This is a genomic window from Pseudoalteromonas sp. 68 DY56-GL68, from assembly GCF_041414825.1.
GTDB lineage: Bacteria > Pseudomonadota > Gammaproteobacteria > Enterobacterales > Alteromonadaceae > Pseudoalteromonas.
The window spans coordinates 361685-378848 of sequence record NZ_JAOCZL010000021.1; the positions used below are offsets into that span (position 1 = coordinate 361685).

Consider the following 17164-nt stretch of genomic DNA (forward strand, 5'->3'; position numbering starts at 1 on the left):
ATTAGCTGTTCTCCTTGGCGAATTTATCCATAAAATTAACCAAAGCTTGAACACCTTCTAGCGGCATCGCGTTATAGATACTTGCACGCATACCACCGACAATACGGTGGCCTTCAAGAGCTAATAAACCAGCTTCTTTTGACTCACTGATAAACTTGTCATTAAGCGATTCATCGTTTAACCAAAACGGTACGTTCATACGCGAACGGCAATGCTTAGCAACTTTGTTGCTGTAAAAATCTGAGCTATCAATGTAGTTGTAAAGTAGCTCTGCTTTTGCGATATTTTGCTCTTCCATGGCTTTAACGCCGCCATTGGCTTCGAGCCACTCAAAAACTTCAGCCGCTAAGTACCACGCAAATGTAGGTGGTGTGTTATACATGCTGCCTTGTTTTGCTTCTAAGGCGTAATCAAGAATACCTGGCTTTGCAAGGCCCTCGCGCTCAAGTAACGTTTTGCGGATAATAACAATCGATAAGCCAGACGGACCGATATTCTTTTGTGCACCAGCGTAAATAAGATCAAACTGATTCACATCAATTTCGCGCGATAAAATAGTCGAAGACATGTCAGCCACAATGGGAGCTGACGGATGTGAAGGCACATCAAAAATTTCAATACCATCTACGGTTTCATTTGGACAATAGTGAATGTACGACGCATCCGCAGGTAATTCCCAGCTGCTCGCTGGTTTAATAGAAAACTGACCATTTTGCTGCTCATCATCACGCACATTGATACTTTCAACGGCAGTGAATTTTGCGGCTTCTTGTGTCGCGCCTTTTGACCACACACCGTTTTCACAATAAACAGCGGTTTTATCATTAAGGTGAAGGTTAAGCGGAACTGCGCTGAATTGACCACGACCACCGCCGTGCATAAATAACACTTCAAATTCATCGCTAATATTCATTAAACGACGCAGGCTAGCTTCACATTTAGCAGTGAGCTCTATGAAATCACTACTGCGATGGCTGATTTCCATCACAGATACACCTAAACCTTGCCAATCTATAAATTCTTTTTGTGCTTTTTGCATAACTGCTGGCGGCAGCATTGCCGGTCCTGCACAAAAATTATATTTAGTCATTACTTTGCCTCATTCCAGTAATTATAGTGCTAATAAAAAAAGCGGCCGAAGCCGCTTTTTAAATCAATGTTATTCTGAAGGTGGGTTATCACCCGTTTCTTCAGGATTTGTATCGACTACTTCAACGGCCTCGCCTTCGATGGCTTCAAGCTCATCAACTTCGATTTCTTCGATACGTTGTAAACCAACTACTTGCTCTTCGTCAATAGTTCGTATCAAAATAACGCCCTGAGTATTACGACCAACCGTAGAAACCTCGTTTACACGGGTACGTACTAAGGTACCGCGATTCGAGATAATCATGATTTCGTCGTTGTCGTCAACTTGTACTGCACCAACCACAGCGCCATTACGCTCGCTTACTTTGATTGATACAACACCTTGTGTTGCACGGCTCTTAGATGGGTAATCTTCAAGTGCAGTACGCTTACCATAACCGTTTTCTGTCACAGTGAGGATTGCACCATCTGACTTAGGTACGATTAACGACACAACGCGTTGATCGTCTGCCATCTTGATACCACGAACACCTGTTGCTGTACGACCCATTGGACGTACACCTTTGAAGCGGATTTCTGGGTTACCGTTTTCGTCTAGAACTGGGTTACCGTTTTCATCAACGACAGCTGATTCTTCCGCTTCTTTAAAGCGAACAACTTTACCCGCATCAGTGAATAGCATGATTTCATTCGTGCCATCAGTGATATCAACACCAATTAGGCTATCGCCTTCATTTAGGTTCACAGCGATGATACCGCTCGCACGTTGACGGCTGTATGCTGTAAGTGGTGTTTTCTTAACTGTACCAAATGCAGTCGCCATGAAGATGTATTTATCTTCTTCGTACTCACGTACCGGTAAGATAGCAGTAATACGTTCATCAGCTTCAAGTGGTAATAAGTTAACAATTGGCTTACCACGCGCTGCACGGCTTGCAAGTGGTAACTGATATACTTTAAGCCAATACAAGCGACCTGCCGTTGAGAAACACAGAATTGTATCGTGTGTGTTAGCAACTAATAGACGTTCAATGAAGTCTTCATCTTTCATCTTCGTTGCTGACTTACCTTTACCACCACGACGCTGTGCTTCGTAGTCAGATAATGGTTGATACTTAACATAACCTTCGTGAGAAAGCGTTACTACCACGTCTTCTTCATTAATTAGGTCTTCAAGGCTAATATCGTGAGCTGCTGCACTGATTTCAGTACGACGTTCGTCACCATATTGCTCTTTAATTTCTACTAGCTCATCGCGGATAACTTCCATTAAGCGCTCTGGGCTTGAAAGAATGTGTAAAAGCTCGGCAATTAGATCAAGGAGTGTTTGGTACTCGTCTAAGATCTTCTCATGCTCAAGACCCGTTAGCTTGTGTAAACGTAGGTCTAGAATTGCTTGTGCTTGTTGCTCAGATAAATAGTATTGACCGTCACGGATACCTAAATCATCAGCTAACCAATCAGGACGTGCAACGTTATCTTCACCTGCTTTTTCAAGCATTGCTTTAACAGTACCCAACTCCCAAGAACGTGCTGTTAATGCAGCTTTTGCTTCTGCTGGTGTTGGTGACTTACGAATCAGTTCGATAATCGGATCGATATTCGCAAGAGCAATCGCTAAGCCTTCAAGCGTGTGAGCACGATCACGGGCTTTACGTAAATCAAATACGGTACGACGTGTAACAACTTCACGGCGGTGTACGATAAACGCTTCAAGCATTTCTTTAAGGTTAAAGCACTTAGGTTGGTTGTTATCTAGTGCAACCATGTTCATACCAAACACAGTTTGTAACTGAGTTTGTGCATAAAGGTTGTTTAAGATTACTTCACCAACATCACCACGTTTGATTTCGATAACGATACGCATACCGTCTTTATCTGATTCATCACGTAGTGCGCTAATACCTTCAATCTTCTTATCTTTAACAAGCTCAGCGATCTTTTCGATAAGACGCGCTTTGTTAACTTGATAAGGGATTTCGTGAACGATGATTGTTTCACGACCGGTTTTTTCGTCAACTTCGATTTCAGCACGAGCACGGATATATACTTTACCACGACCGGTTAAGTACGCTTGCTCAATGCCTTTTTTACCATTGATAATCGCCGCAGTCGGGAAATCAGGACCTGGGATATATTCAATAAGGTCAGCAATTGACATATCAGGGTTTTGAATAAGCGCTAAACAACCATTGATAACTTCTGTTAAGTTATGAGGCGGAATGTTTGTTGCCATACCAACCGCGATACCTGAAGAACCGTTCACTAATAAGTTAGGTACTTTTGTAGGTAATACGTCAGGAATTTGCTCAGTACCGTCGTAGTTAGGTACGTAATCAACCGTTTCTTTTTCTAAGTCAGCTAATAATTCATGTGACATTTTCGCCATACGGACTTCCGTATAACGCATTGCTGCCGCAGAGTCACCATCAACAGAACCAAAGTTACCTTGGCCGTCAACAAGCATATAGCGTAATGAGAAAGGCTGCGCCATACGAACGATGGTGTCATATACCGCGCTGTCGCCATGTGGGTGGTACTTACCGATTACATCACCAACAACACGTGCTGATTTCTTGTAAGGTTTATTCCAATCATTATTGAGTTCGTTCATTGCGAATAAAACACGGCGGTGAACTGGCTTTAAGCCGTCACGTACGTCTGGCAATGCACGTCCTACGATTACACTCATCGCATAATCAAGGTAGGAATTTTTTAATTCATCTTCAATATTGACTGGCAGAATTTCATTGGCGAGATCAGTCATTTGATTTCACATTCCTTCAGTATTGACTCATAAAGAGGCAAAGCGCCGTCTTCAGAGCTTTAGTTATTATTTCCAGACCATGCTATCACAATTTATTTAGATTTACAGGCGCTAAATCTTTGCGATTTATTAATTTACCCCTATATAATGGCCTCAGATTGACGAGGAAGTTTTTTATGACCGAACATCAAAATGTAGATAATGCAGAAATTGCAAAGTTTGAAGCCATCGCAGAACGTTGGTGGGATCGCGACGGAGAGTTCAAACCTCTTCATGAAATAAATCCTCTTCGCTTGGATTTTGTTGCCGATAAAGTGGGCGGCTTATTTGATAAGGAAACCTTAGATGTTGGCTGTGGTGGCGGCATTTTAAGTGAAAGCATGGCACGTATGGGCGCAAAAGTGACAGGCATCGATATGGGTCAAGAGCCTTTAACCGTTGCCAAACTACACAGTTTGGAAACCGGCGTGCCCGTTGATTATATTAAAGTACCCGCAGAAGAGTTTGCGGCTGAGCACCCTGCTCGCTTTGATGTGATCACCTGTATGGAAATGCTGGAGCATGTTCCAGATCCTGCTTCTATTATTCGTGCTGTAGCAGAACTTGCCAAACCAGGTGCTGATGTATTCTTTTCAACATTAAATAAAACCCCGAAAGCATACTTATTTGCCATTGTTGGCGCTGAAAAGCTTTTAAAAATGGTTCCCGAAGGTACTCATGACCACAAGAAGTTTATAAAACCTGCACAACTTATTGCGTGGGCAGAGGAAGCGGGGTTAAAAGTAAGAGCCAGTACAGGCCTTACCTATAATCCGTTTTCTAAGCAGTACAGCTTAAATGATGATGTCAGTGTTAATTACATTCTTCACTTTGAGAAACTAGCCTGATGAGTGGTGTACAAACACCCTCTATCGATTTTGATGCCTTTATCTTTGATTTAGATGGCACACTACTCGATACCGCAGATGACTTAGGTGGCGCATTAAACCGTGTGTTAGCAGATGCCAATGTGGCGCCTGTTGCTGAGCATGTTTATCGCCCCGCTGCTTCTAATGGTGCAAATGCATTATTAGAAGTAGGCTTTGGTGATAAATGGCCCGAACTTGAACAGCTCGCCTTGCGCCAGCAGCTTCTTGACTACTACGCCGCAGATATTGCTGTGCACAGTAAATGTTTTAAGGGTATAGAGCAGCTCTTAGTTGCACTTGAACAAAAAGACATTAAATGGGGCATTATGACTAATAAACCAAGTTTTTTAACAGAGCCCTTAGTCAAAGCAATCCCTTCTTTAAGTAATGCTATGGCTGTGGTGAGTGGAGATACACTAGACGTGGCTAAGCCATCTCCAGATCCACTACTGCACACTGCTGAGATCCTCAATGTTGATCCCAGTCGTTGTTTGTATATAGGGGATGCAGAGCGCGACATCCAAGCGGCAAAAGCAGCCAATATGTATAGTGCTACTGCTTTATGGGGCTATATACCCAGTGTTGATGCTGCTCTGGATTGGCAAGCTGATTTCAATTGGCATTCGCCTATTGATGGATTTAACCATATATAGTGCTATATTTAAATTTAGATACTATATATTGTGATCGGTTTGAGTTTTGAGCATTCTTTGACGATAAAAAAAACAGTCAAAATTTATTTTTAAAAACGGTAAATTTTCTAGATCTTGAGTTGATTTTTACAAATTTCATCATCAATGAATGGTCAAAGGTTAATGCTCACTAACACAATGTGCTTATCCAGTAGTTATCCACAAATAGGGGCATTTCTGTCCCTTGCAAATGATCGCAGACCACACTATCTTGTGATCTGCAATTTAAAGAACACCAGATATTGTGGCTAAATGTTATTCAATTCACACAATCTAGTGTTTAATAATAAAAATTATACTGAAGAATAAATTTTCACTAAAAATATAATTTCCCAAGGAATACAGGCAAGACTATGAACCAACAGCTATCTGTAAGCAAACGTGACGGCCGTAAAGAGTCACTTGATCTAGATAAGATCCATCGCGTGATCGCTTGGGCCGCCGAAGGTCTAAATAACGTGTCTGTCTCGCAAGTTGAATTAAAATCACATATTCAATTTTACGATGGAATTCGTACCGATGACATTCATGAAACTATCATCAAAGCGGCAGCTGATCAGATCTCTAAAGATACGCCTGACTACCAATACCTTGCTGCTCGATTAGCTGTATTCCATTTACGTAAAAAAGCGTACGGCCAATTTGAGCCACCACGCTTATATGATCACATCACGAAATTAGTTGAAGACAAACGTTATGATCAACACTTACTTGTTGATTATACCGAGCAAGAAATCGATGAGTTAGATTCTTATATTGATCACAACCGCGACTTAAACTTCAGCTATGCTGCTGTAAAACAGCTAGAAGGGAAATATTTGGTTCAAAACCGTGTTACTGGTGAAATTTACGAAAGTGCACAGTTTTTATATATCTTAGTTGCTGCAAGCTTATTCTCTGATTATCCAAAAGAGACGCGTCTTGACTACATCAAGCGCTTTTATGATGCAGTATCTACATTCAAGATTTCGTTACCAACACCAATCATGGCCGGTGTGCGTACGCCTACGCGCCAGTTCAGCTCATGTGTACTTATCGAGTGTGGTGATAGCCTAGATTCTATTAATGCGACATCGTCTGCGATTGTTAAGTATGTTTCACAACGTGCAGGGATTGGTATTAATGCGGGTCGCATTCGTGCGCTTGGCAGCCCAATCCGCAACGGTGAAGCGTACCACACAGGTTGTATCCCGTTTTATAAGCATTTCCAAACAGCGGTTAAAAGCTGTTCACAAGGTGGTGTACGCGGCGGTGCAGCAACCCTATTCTACCCATTATGGCACTTAGAAGTTGAAAACTTATTAGTTCTTAAGAACAACCGTGGTGTTGACGATAACCGTGTTCGTCACCTTGACTACGGTGTACAGTTCAACAAATTAATGTACAGCCGTTTAATTAAAGATGATTACATCACTTTATTTAGCCCATCAGATGTACCTGGTCTATATGACGCATTCTTTGAAGATCAAACGAAGTTTGATGAGCTATACATCAAGTACGAGCAAGATGAGTCAATTCGCAAAAAACGTATTAAAGCGATTGAGTTATTCTCAATGTTTGCACAAGAGCGTGCAAGCACAGGTCGTATCTACTTACAAAATGTTGACCACTGTAATACACACAGCCCGTTCATTTCGACTGTGGCACCAATTCGTCAATCTAACCTATGTTTAGAAATTGCATTACCAACTAAGCCACTTAGCAATGTAATGGATGAAGAAGGTGAAATTGCACTGTGTACCTTGTCTGCGTTTAACTTAGGTGCAATTGAATCACTTGATGAATTAGAAGAGCTTGCTGAACTTGCGGTTCGTGCGCTTGATAACTTACTTGATTTCCAAGACTACCCTGTTCCAGCAGCAAAAAACGCGACTATGGGTCGTCGTACGTTAGGTATCGGTGTAATTAACTTTGCTTACTACTTAGCGAAAAATGGCAAGCGTTACTCAGACGGCAGTGCAAATGCGCTGACTCACAAAACATTTGAAGCAATTCAATATTACCTAATGAAAGCGTCAAATGAATTAGCGAAAGAACGTGGTGCATGTCCGAAATTTAACGAGACTACGTATTCTCAAGGCATTATGCCAACAGATACTTATAAGCGTGACTTAGATCAGTTCTGTGAAGAGCCACTTCACTTAGACTGGGATTCATTACGTGCCAGCATTAAAGAGCATGGTATGCGTAACTCGACGCTGTCTGCACTAATGCCTTCAGAGACATCATCGCAAATCTCTAATGCAACAAATGGTATTGAACCACCACGTGGTCATATCAGTGTTAAAGCAAGTAAAGATGGTATCTTAAAGCAAGTTGTTCCTGATTATGAAAATCTGAAAGATAACTACGAGCTACTGTGGGATATTCCTTCAAACGATGGTTACTTACAACTTGTTGGTATTATGCAAAAATTCGTTGACCAAACGATCTCTGCAAACACGAACTATGATCCATCTAAGTACGAAGGCGGTAAAGTACCTATGAAGGTGCTATTAAAAGATTTACTAACTGCGTATAAACTCGGTGTTAAAACCCTGTACTATCACAACACCCGTGACGGTGCATCTGACTCTCAAGATGAGTTGACACCTGAGGTTGAAGATGACAGTTGTGCAGGCGGCGCTTGTAAAATCTAATTAAATTAATAACATAACAAAGGCGGGCTCATTAGCCCGCTTTGTCCTGACTGTTTTTTGAGAAATCACTATGTCATATACAACTTTTAGTCGAAACCATAATAACCAATTACAAGAACCGATGTTTTTCGGCCAAACGGTAAACGTGTCACGTTACGATCAACAAAAGTACCCTATTTTCGAAAAGCTAATCGAAAAACAATTATCGTTTTTCTGGCGCCCAGAAGAGGTTGACGTAAGTAAAGATCGCTTAGATTTCCAAGCGCTTCCTGATCATGAAAAGCACATTTTCTTGAGTAACCTAAAATATCAAACACTACTTGATAGTGTGCAAGGTCGCTCTCCAAATGTTGCCTTACTGCCGATTGTATCAATCCCTGAGCTTGAAACATGGATCGAAACATGGGCATTCAGCGAGACTATTCACAGCCGTTCTTATACGCATATTATTCGTAACGTAACGCAATCTCCTGAGCTTATCTTCGATGATATTGTAAGCAATGAAAAAATCAGTGAGCGTGCTGATGCGGTTACTAAATACTATGATGACTTAATCAACATGGTATCGCTATATAATTTATATGGTGAAGGTAAGCATGTTATTAATGGGAAAGAAATTAAAGTAAGCTTATTTGATCTTAAAAAGCAGCTTTATCTTGCTATGATGTCGGTAAACATCTTAGAAGCCATTCGTTTTTACGTAAGTTTTGCGTGTTCATTTGCTTTTGCTGAGCGTGAATTAATGGAAGGTAATGCGAAAATCATCAAGCTAATCGCCCGTGATGAAGCACTGCACTTGTCTGGCACGCAGCACATTCTGAACATTATGCAAGATGGTAAGGACGACCCAGAAATGGCGATCGTTGCTGCACAATGCCGCGAAGAAGCGATCCAAATGTTTGTCGAAGCTGCTGAGCAAGAAAAAGATTGGGCAGAATACCTGTTCAAAGATGGTTCTATGATTGGTCTTAACAAAGATATCCTATGCCAATACGTTGAATACATTACTAATGCACGTATGACTGCGGTAGGCTTACCTGCTCAGTTTGAAAGTAAGAGCAATCCTATCCCTTGGATCAACTCTTGGTTGGTATCAGACAATGTACAAGTTGCCCCTCAAGAAGCTGAAATTAGCTCTTATTTAGTTGGTCAAATCGACTCTCAAGTTGATGCATCTGACTTTGGTGACTTCGACCTGTAATGAGCACTAACACCACTGCACAGGTTATCCTTGCAGGAACAGACAGCCAGAATGTAGAGTTTGATTCTGGCTGTTCATCTCTCCTTGAATGCCTAGAACAACAAAAAATAGATGTCCCCTACCAATGCCGAGAAGGTTACTGCGGTGCATGCCGTGCGAAATTAGTTGAAGGGAGCGTCAAGTATAATCAAGAGCCGCTTGCTTTTGTGCGAGAAGGCGAAGTTTTACTATGTTGCAGTAAGCCCAATGGTAAGATAACCATTGAGCTTTAATGCCACACTAATTGCTTACTCTGATAAAAACCAAGCTTATCTGCAACACTGATTGCATGCTCATCAATAGTGACATCCCACTGTAGGTTTTTAGTTAGGTGCGACGCTAAATCATCGATAAATTGATGATCGAAGGCAATCAAATGTCCATTGCTGATCAGGTCAAGTGAATGCTGATATTCATTCAGCCAATCACCATCCAATGTTGTCACTACCCATAATTCATCCACCCTTTTCGCCATTTTACTGAGAGTGGGAAAATCGGGTTCATCAACGGCTAACCAAGTTATATAGTGCTCATCTAATGCTTTGATAGCAACATCAGGCTCTGAACGATCTGATTTTGCATTAAGCACAGCATCCTCATTATATGAAAATACACAATAACTTAATAATTTAAGAACAAAGTGCTGGTAGCTTTCTGAGCGCTCGCACGCAGTAGTAAATACCGTAGAATGATTACGGTGCTGGCGTAAGTCAGCAATACTAAATTGTGCCTTGAATACCCTATTTTTATCAGACATAGCTATAAACCTTTACACGAGTAAGGTGTATTGAGTATAGCGGATGTATGGTAAATAGCGACAAAACAAAAGTTATACTATAACGTCATTGTTTTACCATAAATGAGGTGTTATATTATATCAAGATTATTAATAATAAACTCAGAAGTAGGAACGATGAATAAACTTACAGTACTTTCAAGTGCCGTTGCAGCAGCTTTATTTTCACATTCAAGCTTTGCAGCTGTTATCTCAGGTCAAGTTCTAGACGATAAGCAACAACCCATTGCAAATGCCGAAATTCATGTTCACGGTAAATCACAAACAGTGGTAACGGACAAATCAGGTCAATTTAAAATTGATGTAGATAACAAAGGCCAACTCCACATAAGTAAAGACAACTACATTGATAAACGTATAGAAGTTTCTGGTGACAGCCAATCAGTTGTCGTCAATCTAACACCGACGTCAGTTGAAACTGTTGTTGTTTATGCGTCAGCCCTACATAAAAATAGTTTAGAGATGATCTCACCGGTTAATGTACTTGCTGGTGATAATTTAAAAAACAAAGCCAAGCCAACTTTAGGTGAAACACTAAAAGGCTTACCTGGTGTGAATGCGAGCTATTTTGGCCCAGTTTCATCAAGCCCAATTATTCGTGGCTTAGATGGTCCACGTGTAAAAATCACTCAAAATGGTCTTGATAGCAGCGATGCCTCACGTATTGGCCCAGATCACGCCACATCTAACGACAGCTTAGCTGCTGAACAAATCGAAGTACTTCGTGGCCCTGCTACCCTACTTTATGGCTCAGGCGCGATTGGTGGTGTGGTGAACGTTGTTGATAACCGTATTCCTACCGATAACATCGAGTCTTTAACCGGTGCTGCTCAATACACTCACGATACAGTATCAAATACCAATACCTACGCCGCTAAGTTAGAAACGGGTAATAACGGATTTAATTTCCATTTTGACGGAACTAAGCGTAAAGGCCACGATTATGAAACACCTACTTTCGAGCTTCCTGAAGAGCACGAAGAACATGAAGGTGAAGAGCATGAAGAGCACGAAACAGCTAACAGCGTAGAAAACACATTTATCGACAGCGAAACTCTAAATTTTGGTACTAGCTATGTAGGTGAACATTTAACGGTAGGCATGTCCTATGGTCGTATTGAAACTGACTATGGTATTCCAGCTCATGAACACCATCATCATGAACATGACGAGCATGAAGAAGGTGAGCATCATGAAGGTGAAGAAGAGCACGAAGAATCAGTATTTGCACGCTTAGAACAAGACCGTTGGCAAGGTTACATGAGCTATGCATTGCACGATAACTGGATCGAAAATATTACGCTTCGTGTCGGTTACACTGATTATCAACATGCTGAAATTGAAGGTGGAGAAATCGGCACTGTTTTTCATAACGAAACAACAGAAGCACGTGCAACCGTTGAGCATACATTAGGACAATGGCATGGCATAGCAGGCTATCACTTTTATGAGTCAGATTATGATGCAGACGGTGAAGAAGCCTTTACCCCTGCCAGTACCACAACTTCAAACGCATTATTTTTACTCGAAGAAAGTCAATTTGGTGACGTTACGGTTGAGCTCGGTGCACGAATCGAAGATTACAAAATTGACTCTGATGTCACCATGAGTGAACACCATCACGATCATGAAGATGACCACGAGGAAGAAACACACGAAGAAGCTGAAATTATCAGCTACAGCGAAGATTTCACTAACCTTAGCTTATCTGCAGGTGCGATTTGGCAATATCAAGAAGGTCAAAGTGTTGCTCTAAGTGTGTCACGTTCAGAGCGTGCACCACTCAGTGCTGAGCTACTATCAAATGGTGTGCACATTGCTACTAGTACCTATGAATTAGGCCTTGGTTATCACATTGAAGATGGTGAAATTCATTTTGAACCGGAAAATATTGCTCAAGAAACTGCCACCAATTTTGATTTAAGCTTCCGCCGTTTTATTGGCGATTTTGGTTACACAGTTAATTTCTTCTATAACGATATTGAAAACTATTACTACCAACAAAATACAGGCTTAGTATTTGATGAAGAGCACGGGTTAGAATCAGCAGCTGATGCTGATGAAGATGCAATGGCGGTTTATCAATTCGCGAGTAAAGATGCAAAACTTTACGGTGTTGAGTTTGATGTTCATTACCAAGTTACACCGAGTGCGTTGGTAAAAGTATTTGGTGATTCAACAACCGCAAAATTAAAAGATGGTGAAGGCTATTTGCCGCGTGTGCCAGCCAATAAACTTGGCTCTGAATTACAATATACATTTGCAGATTGGCAGTTTAGCTTAACAGGTACACATTACTTTGAGCAGTCAGATATCACAGCCTATGAAACAAAAACTGATGGCTATACTTTGTTTGATGCATCTGCTAACTATCAACTTGATTTAGGCCCTGTAGATACACAGCTTTACATTAATATTGATAACTTAACCGATGAGCTAGGTTTCGTACACAGCTCATTTATTAAAGAGAAAGCACCACTACCAGGTCGTAATTTCAGCTTGGGTATTCGCGGTTATTTCTAACTTGACTTAACTTTTAATCGTTATAAAAAAACCCTTTCACTTTAAAAGTGAAAGGGTTTTTTATTAAGCTTAGAAACTTAAAAAATTAGTTAAAGGGTTCAGCCCTTTTGTTCAATCTTCGCCCATGAATCACGAAGACCCACAGTTTGATTGAATACTAATGTTTCAGCTTTGCTATCACGACAGAAGTAACCCGTACGCTCAAACTGGAAGCCCTGCTCGGCTTGTGCGTTGGCAAGTGACGGCTCAACTTTAGCGTTCGCAAGCACTACGAGTGACTCTGGGTTCAAAGTTGCGTTAAAGTCTTCTGCAGCGGCTGGGTTTGGTACGTTAAATAAGCGGTCGTACAAACGTACTTCAGCTGTGATTGATTCACTTGCTGATACCCAGTGAATTACACCTTTAACCTTACGGCCATCACTTGGGTTTTTACCCAGAGTTTCAGGATCGTAAGAACAGAAGATAGTTGTAATTTCGCCGTTTTCGTCTTTTTCAACGCGCTCAGCTTTAATGACATAAGCACCACGTAAACGTACTTCTTTATCAAGAACTAAACGCTTGAACTTGTTATTTGCTTCTTCACGGAAGTCTTCACGCTCGATATAAAGTTCACGAGTGAAAGGCACATCACGACGCCCCATCTCTTCTTTATTCGGGTGATTTGCAACAGATAATGTTTCTACTTTATCTGCATCATAGTTTTCGATAACAATCTTCACCGGATCAAGAACAGCCATTGCACGCGGTGCATGTTCATTTAAGTCTTCACGGATACAAGCTTCTAGCATACCCATTTCAACCATGTTTTCTTGTTTAGTGATACCGATACGAGAACAGAACTCACGTACTGATGCAGGTGTATAACCACGACGACGTAAACCAGCAATTGTTGGCATACGTGGATCGTCCCACCCTTCAACATGACCATTAACCACTAAGTCGTTTAATTTACGCTTAGACATAATGGTGTACTCAAGATTTAATCGTGAGAACTCGATTTGCTGCGGATGACAGTCAAGGCTGATATTATCCAATACCCAATCGTATAAACGACGGTTGTCTTGGAACTCAAGCGTACATAATGAATGTGTAATGCCTTCTAGCGCATCAGAAATACAATGCGTAAAGTCGTACATTGGGTAAATGCACCACTTGTCACCTGTTTGGTGGTGATGAGCAAAACGGACACGATATATAATCGGGTCACGTAATACCATGAATGAGCTTGCCATATCGATTTTTGCACGAAGTACACACTCGCCTTCTTTGAATTCGCCATTACGCATTTTTTCAAATAACGCTCGGTTTTCTTCAATCGATGTATCACGGTATGGGCTATTTTTACCTGGCTCTTTTAACGTACCACGGTATTCACGCGCTTGATCGGGCGATAAGAAACACACATATGCAAGGCCTTTTTCGATAAGCTCAACAGCATAGCCGTATAGCGCGTCGAAATAGTTAGATGAATACTTGATTTCACCATCCCACTTAAAACCTAACCACTGCACATCTTCTTTAATCGAATTTACGTAATTGATGTCTTCTTTTTCTGGATTCGTATCATCAAAACGTAAATTACAAAGACCTTGATAATCTTTGGCAATACCAAAGTTTAAGCAAATCGACTTTGCATGACCAATGTGTAAAAAACCGTTTGGTTCTGGTGGAAAACGCGTGTGCGTAGTCGCATGCTTACCGCTTGCGAGATCTTCATCAATACGCGTTCTAATAAAGTTACTTGGGCGATTCTCAATTTCCGCCATAGGAGCATAATCCTCTGAATATTGCATGGTGACAAAACTAATGCATTATTACAAAAACAAACCTTAACATACAGTAGTTGAATCATGTTTATTGAAGATATTAAGCCGATCGTTGAATACATAGTTCACAGACTCGACAAAATCGGTAAAAAAATTGTTCTAACGCAATAAAATGATCATCCAGTAGCGATATAGTCCCGACAGTTTTACTTTTTATAAGGAAAAAAGATGGCTTCGCTCAATCAACATCGAGTCTATATTCCAAGCTCAGCACGTGCAAACCAATATGTGCTAGTTGAATTTAAACCAAACGATGAGTTTTTCGCGCAGTTTAGCTCAGTTAACTGCAGTTATAAGCGTCTTGCAAGGGAATTATTTGCACTATGCGACGAATACGAACTTCACAATGTTCATCTAATCGCAAATGATAAACTACCCGTGGTTCGTTATCACGATGAGGCATATAGCTTAGAAACCGCCAAACAAATTCTGTTTTTTTACAATCCTCAATACCACGAAGCACACACTATATTTGCTTCGGATGATGAAAAATGTAAAAAGATTCGCTTCTTATTCTTGGCAACAGGTGAAGAAATCAGAGCAAATGCAGCCCAGTTTCATCACAAAGTACAGCGCGTCATTAGCAGCTTACAAGATAAGCTGTTAAGTAACCAATCTTCGCTAAAAATTCGCGATCACCAACATCTTACTTATGACATGTTTGCAAAAGCAAAAGGCCATAAAGAAAGCTACGGTTATAAATTAAGAAGCCTCTACCCTCGTTATCAGTCTCGTCAATGTCACTTACCAAGTGAGCACAGTGAAATGACCTATGCGGGATTCTCAATTCCAGTCACGCGTGCGATTAAAACGCAGTTCCAGCATATGCTTAACGAAGCAAACTACACACAATTTTATCAATATATTTTTGATGCGTTTAAACGCGCATGTGAAAAACGCCAATTAACACTCGGGGCTTTTATCGCTAATGGTACCCGCCCTATAGTGCGCAATAGTCATATCGATAATGCGCAAAGCAACAGTGAACTACAAAAATTGACCTTTGATTGCAACACCAAGGAACCCCAACTACAGCATTACTGGGATGCCAATAGTTTAGTTGACGTGCTACATTTTGTGATTGCAGCCGCAGATAAAGATAAGCATGATATTGGTTATGGACGGTTTATGAACCAAGTTCAAAGTGCAATTAATGAAGTGACCGATGAGCTGGCGTTCAACCCAACTCGACAAGATTTACGAGTGCGTTTTTATCAGCACATTAACTATCAATATTAGATAAATACAGTATTGAAAATGAAAGGTGACGCGCATGCGTCACCTTTTGGTTACCTGTTTTTACTCAGCTTAGTGAGGTCCAAGCGCAAAACCTTAGACCGGCGTTCATGGTTATAGAGCGCTTTTTTCTTAGCTGGCAACTCATCGACTGTTACCAATTCAAAACTCTGCTCTAAAAACCAGTGAATACTCCGTGTAGTCAGTGCGAATAAATGCGAGTAACCCGCACGTTTAGCTTTATTAATAATAAACCTCAGTAGGTAACTGCCACGATCTGCATCTCGGTACTGAGGATGAACAGCCAAGCTTGCGAACTCCCCTACTTGTTCATCTGCAAACGGATACAAAGCTGCACAGGCAATGATAAGTCCATCACGTTCGATCACTGTAAATTGCTCAATTTCAATTTCAAGCTGCTCTCGTGAGCGACGCACTAAATAGCCTTGCTGCTCAAGGGGTCTAATAAGGTTAATGATACCAGTTATATCAGAGATAGTCGCGCTACGAAGTTGCTCTGAACTTTGTGGTGCGATTTGTGTACCAATACCATCTAAAGAGAACAATTCTTGTAGTAACGCGCCATCTTCTTTGTAACTCACTAGGTGGCAGCGATGCACACCGCCTCGGCAAGCATCAATTGCTGCTTGTAAGAAAACAGTCGCACTTAAACAGGAATCAGCTTGCTTGCGGTAATTCGCTAAAACACGCTCCGCTTCGTTTGGCATCAGCTCAGCGATTGCTTCGCCATTTTCATCTAAAATACCGGCCTCTTCGCAGAAGCCTAGCATTTTATCGGCACGCAGTTTTAACGCAACTTGAGTAGCAATTTCTTCTGCGGTTAAATTAAAACTTTCACCGGTAACCGATGCCGCAATCGGCCCTAATAGTACAATACCGTTATTATTTAACTGATGGCGAATACCCTCTACGTCGATGCGCCTCACTCTTCCTGAGTGATGATAATCAACCCCTTCATCCACACCTAGTGGCTGTGCTATGACAAAGTTGCCACTTACCACATTTAAAAATGAGCCTGACATAGGTGTACTACTAAGAGACGTTGATAGTCGTGCCGTAATATCAAATTGCATCGCACCTGCGACTTTTTTAATGACATCAAAGGTGGCGTTATCCGTTACGCGTATCTCATTGTGGAACTGACTAATTATGCCAACTTGCTCAAGTGCTGCATTAAATTGTGGTCGTGCGCCAAACACTAAAACAATTTTAATACCTAGGCTGGTAAGTAATGCAACATCGTTGATAATGCTGCGACAACCAGGCTGATCTATTGCCTCTCCACCAAGCATTACAACAAAAGTTTTGCCTCTGTGGGCATTAACATAAGGAGTTGACTGACGAAATCCATCGACCAATTCAGTGGTACGCACGTAATATTTACCTTGTAATATCGGATGTTTTTAATAAAAACGAATAAACAAGGC

The 17164-nt window shown here is 41.1% G+C and carries 12 protein-coding genes; 7 read left to right on the top strand and 5 right to left on the bottom strand.

Features of this window, described 5'->3' with window-relative positions; genetic code table 11:
• Position 1: 1 nt before the first annotated feature.
• The gene (serC, locus tag NYF15_RS16115) at positions 2 to 1090 is read right to left on the bottom strand and encodes a 3-phosphoserine/phosphohydroxythreonine transaminase (RefSeq protein ID WP_371354106.1); all 1089 of its coding nucleotides are present in this window, start codon (positions 1088 to 1090) and stop codon (positions 2 to 4) included.
• 69 nt (positions 1091 to 1159) lie between these two features.
• The gene (gene gyrA, locus NYF15_RS16120) at positions 1160 to 3856 is read right to left on the bottom strand and encodes a DNA topoisomerase (ATP-hydrolyzing) subunit A (RefSeq protein WP_130149811.1); all 2697 of its coding nucleotides are present in this window, start codon (positions 3854 to 3856) and stop codon (positions 1160 to 1162) included.
• A 176-nt stretch (positions 3857 to 4032) separates the two neighbouring features.
• On the opposite strand from gyrA, the gene ubiG reads away from it, so the two are divergent.
• The 5 genes from ubiG to yfaE all read left to right on the top strand — a co-directional run bounded on the left by ubiG (position 4033) and on the right by yfaE (position 9568).
• Complete coding sequence (gene ubiG / locus NYF15_RS16125; protein WP_130149810.1) at positions 4033 to 4743, top strand: bifunctional 2-polyprenyl-6-hydroxyphenol methylase/3-demethylubiquinol 3-O-methyltransferase UbiG; 711 nt, start codon at positions 4033 to 4035, stop codon at positions 4741 to 4743.
• Complete coding sequence (locus NYF15_RS16130) at positions 4743 to 5417, top strand: HAD family hydrolase (protein WP_371354107.1); 675 nt, start codon at positions 4743 to 4745, stop codon at positions 5415 to 5417. The genes ubiG and NYF15_RS16130 overlap by 1 nt, the downstream gene beginning before the upstream one ends.
• Before the next feature lie 392 nt (positions 5418 to 5809).
• Positions 5810 to 8095, top strand: a complete 2286-nt coding sequence (gene nrdA / locus NYF15_RS16135) for a class 1a ribonucleoside-diphosphate reductase subunit alpha (RefSeq protein WP_371354108.1) — start codon at positions 5810 to 5812, stop codon at positions 8093 to 8095.
• A 70-nt stretch (positions 8096 to 8165) separates the two neighbouring features.
• A complete protein-coding gene (gene nrdB / locus NYF15_RS16140; protein WP_062569018.1) occupies positions 8166 to 9296 on the top strand; it encodes a class Ia ribonucleoside-diphosphate reductase subunit beta in 1131 nt (376 codons plus the stop codon).
• Entirely contained in the window at positions 9296 to 9568 is a 273-nt protein-coding gene (gene yfaE, locus NYF15_RS16145; RefSeq protein ID WP_130149807.1) for a class I ribonucleotide reductase maintenance protein YfaE, read from the top strand. The genes nrdB and yfaE overlap by 1 nt, the downstream gene beginning before the upstream one ends.
• Here yfaE and NYF15_RS16150 read toward each other — a convergent pair.
• Positions 9565 to 10092 (bottom strand): YaeQ family protein, encoded by a 528-nt coding sequence (locus tag NYF15_RS16150; protein WP_371354109.1) that lies wholly within the window; start codon positions 10090 to 10092, stop codon positions 9565 to 9567. The two genes, yfaE and NYF15_RS16150, sit on opposite strands and share 4 nt — an antisense overlap.
• Before the next feature lie 156 nt (positions 10093 to 10248).
• Here NYF15_RS16150 and NYF15_RS16155 point away from each other — a divergent pair, with 156 nt between their 5' ends.
• The gene (locus NYF15_RS16155; protein ID WP_371354110.1) at positions 10249 to 12654 is read left to right on the top strand and encodes a TonB-dependent receptor; all 2406 of its coding nucleotides are present in this window, start codon (positions 10249 to 10251) and stop codon (positions 12652 to 12654) included.
• A gap of 98 nt (positions 12655 to 12752) precedes the next feature.
• On the opposite strand, the gene glnS is transcribed toward NYF15_RS16155, so the two are convergent.
• Positions 12753 to 14420 carry a glutamine--tRNA ligase gene (gene glnS, locus NYF15_RS16160; protein ID WP_371354111.1) on the bottom strand — a complete coding sequence of 556 codons (1668 nt, stop codon included), beginning with the start codon at positions 14418 to 14420 and terminating at the stop codon, positions 12753 to 12755.
• Positions 14421 to 14648: 228 nt separating this feature from the next.
• Between glnS and NYF15_RS16165 the strand changes: the two genes are divergently transcribed.
• The gene (locus NYF15_RS16165) at positions 14649 to 15719 is read left to right on the top strand and encodes a DUF3083 family protein (protein WP_371354112.1); all 1071 of its coding nucleotides are present in this window, start codon (positions 14649 to 14651) and stop codon (positions 15717 to 15719) included.
• A 50-nt stretch (positions 15720 to 15769) separates the two neighbouring features.
• Here the strand turns inward: NYF15_RS16165 and argA are convergent, their stop codons facing one another.
• Positions 15770 to 17110 (bottom strand): amino-acid N-acetyltransferase, encoded by a 1341-nt coding sequence (gene argA / locus NYF15_RS16170; protein WP_371354113.1) that lies wholly within the window; start codon positions 17108 to 17110, stop codon positions 15770 to 15772.
• Positions 17111 to 17164 lie beyond the last annotated feature (54 nt).

Coding starts and splice junctions, on each gene's coding strand:
- serC (WP_371354106.1), bottom strand. CDS start 1,090: ATGACTAAATATAATTTTTGTGCAGGACCGGCAATGCTGCCGCCAGCA.
- gyrA (WP_130149811.1), bottom strand. CDS start 3,856: ATGACTGATCTCGCCAATGAAATTCTGCCAGTCAATATTGAAGATGAA.
- ubiG (WP_130149810.1), top strand. CDS start 4,033: ATGACCGAACATCAAAATGTAGATAATGCAGAAATTGCAAAGTTTGAA.
- NYF15_RS16130 (WP_371354107.1), top strand. CDS start 4,743: ATGAGTGGTGTACAAACACCCTCTATCGATTTTGATGCCTTTATCTTT.
- nrdA (WP_371354108.1), top strand. CDS start 5,810: ATGAACCAACAGCTATCTGTAAGCAAACGTGACGGCCGTAAAGAGTCA.
- nrdB (WP_062569018.1), top strand. CDS start 8,166: ATGTCATATACAACTTTTAGTCGAAACCATAATAACCAATTACAAGAA.
- yfaE (WP_130149807.1), top strand. CDS start 9,296: ATGAGCACTAACACCACTGCACAGGTTATCCTTGCAGGAACAGACAGC.
- NYF15_RS16150 (WP_371354109.1), bottom strand. CDS start 10,092: ATGTCTGATAAAAATAGGGTATTCAAGGCACAATTTAGTATTGCTGAC.
- NYF15_RS16155 (WP_371354110.1), top strand. CDS start 10,249: ATGAATAAACTTACAGTACTTTCAAGTGCCGTTGCAGCAGCTTTATTT.
- glnS (WP_371354111.1), bottom strand. CDS start 14,420: ATGGCGGAAATTGAGAATCGCCCAAGTAACTTTATTAGAACGCGTATT.
- NYF15_RS16165 (WP_371354112.1), top strand. CDS start 14,649: ATGGCTTCGCTCAATCAACATCGAGTCTATATTCCAAGCTCAGCACGT.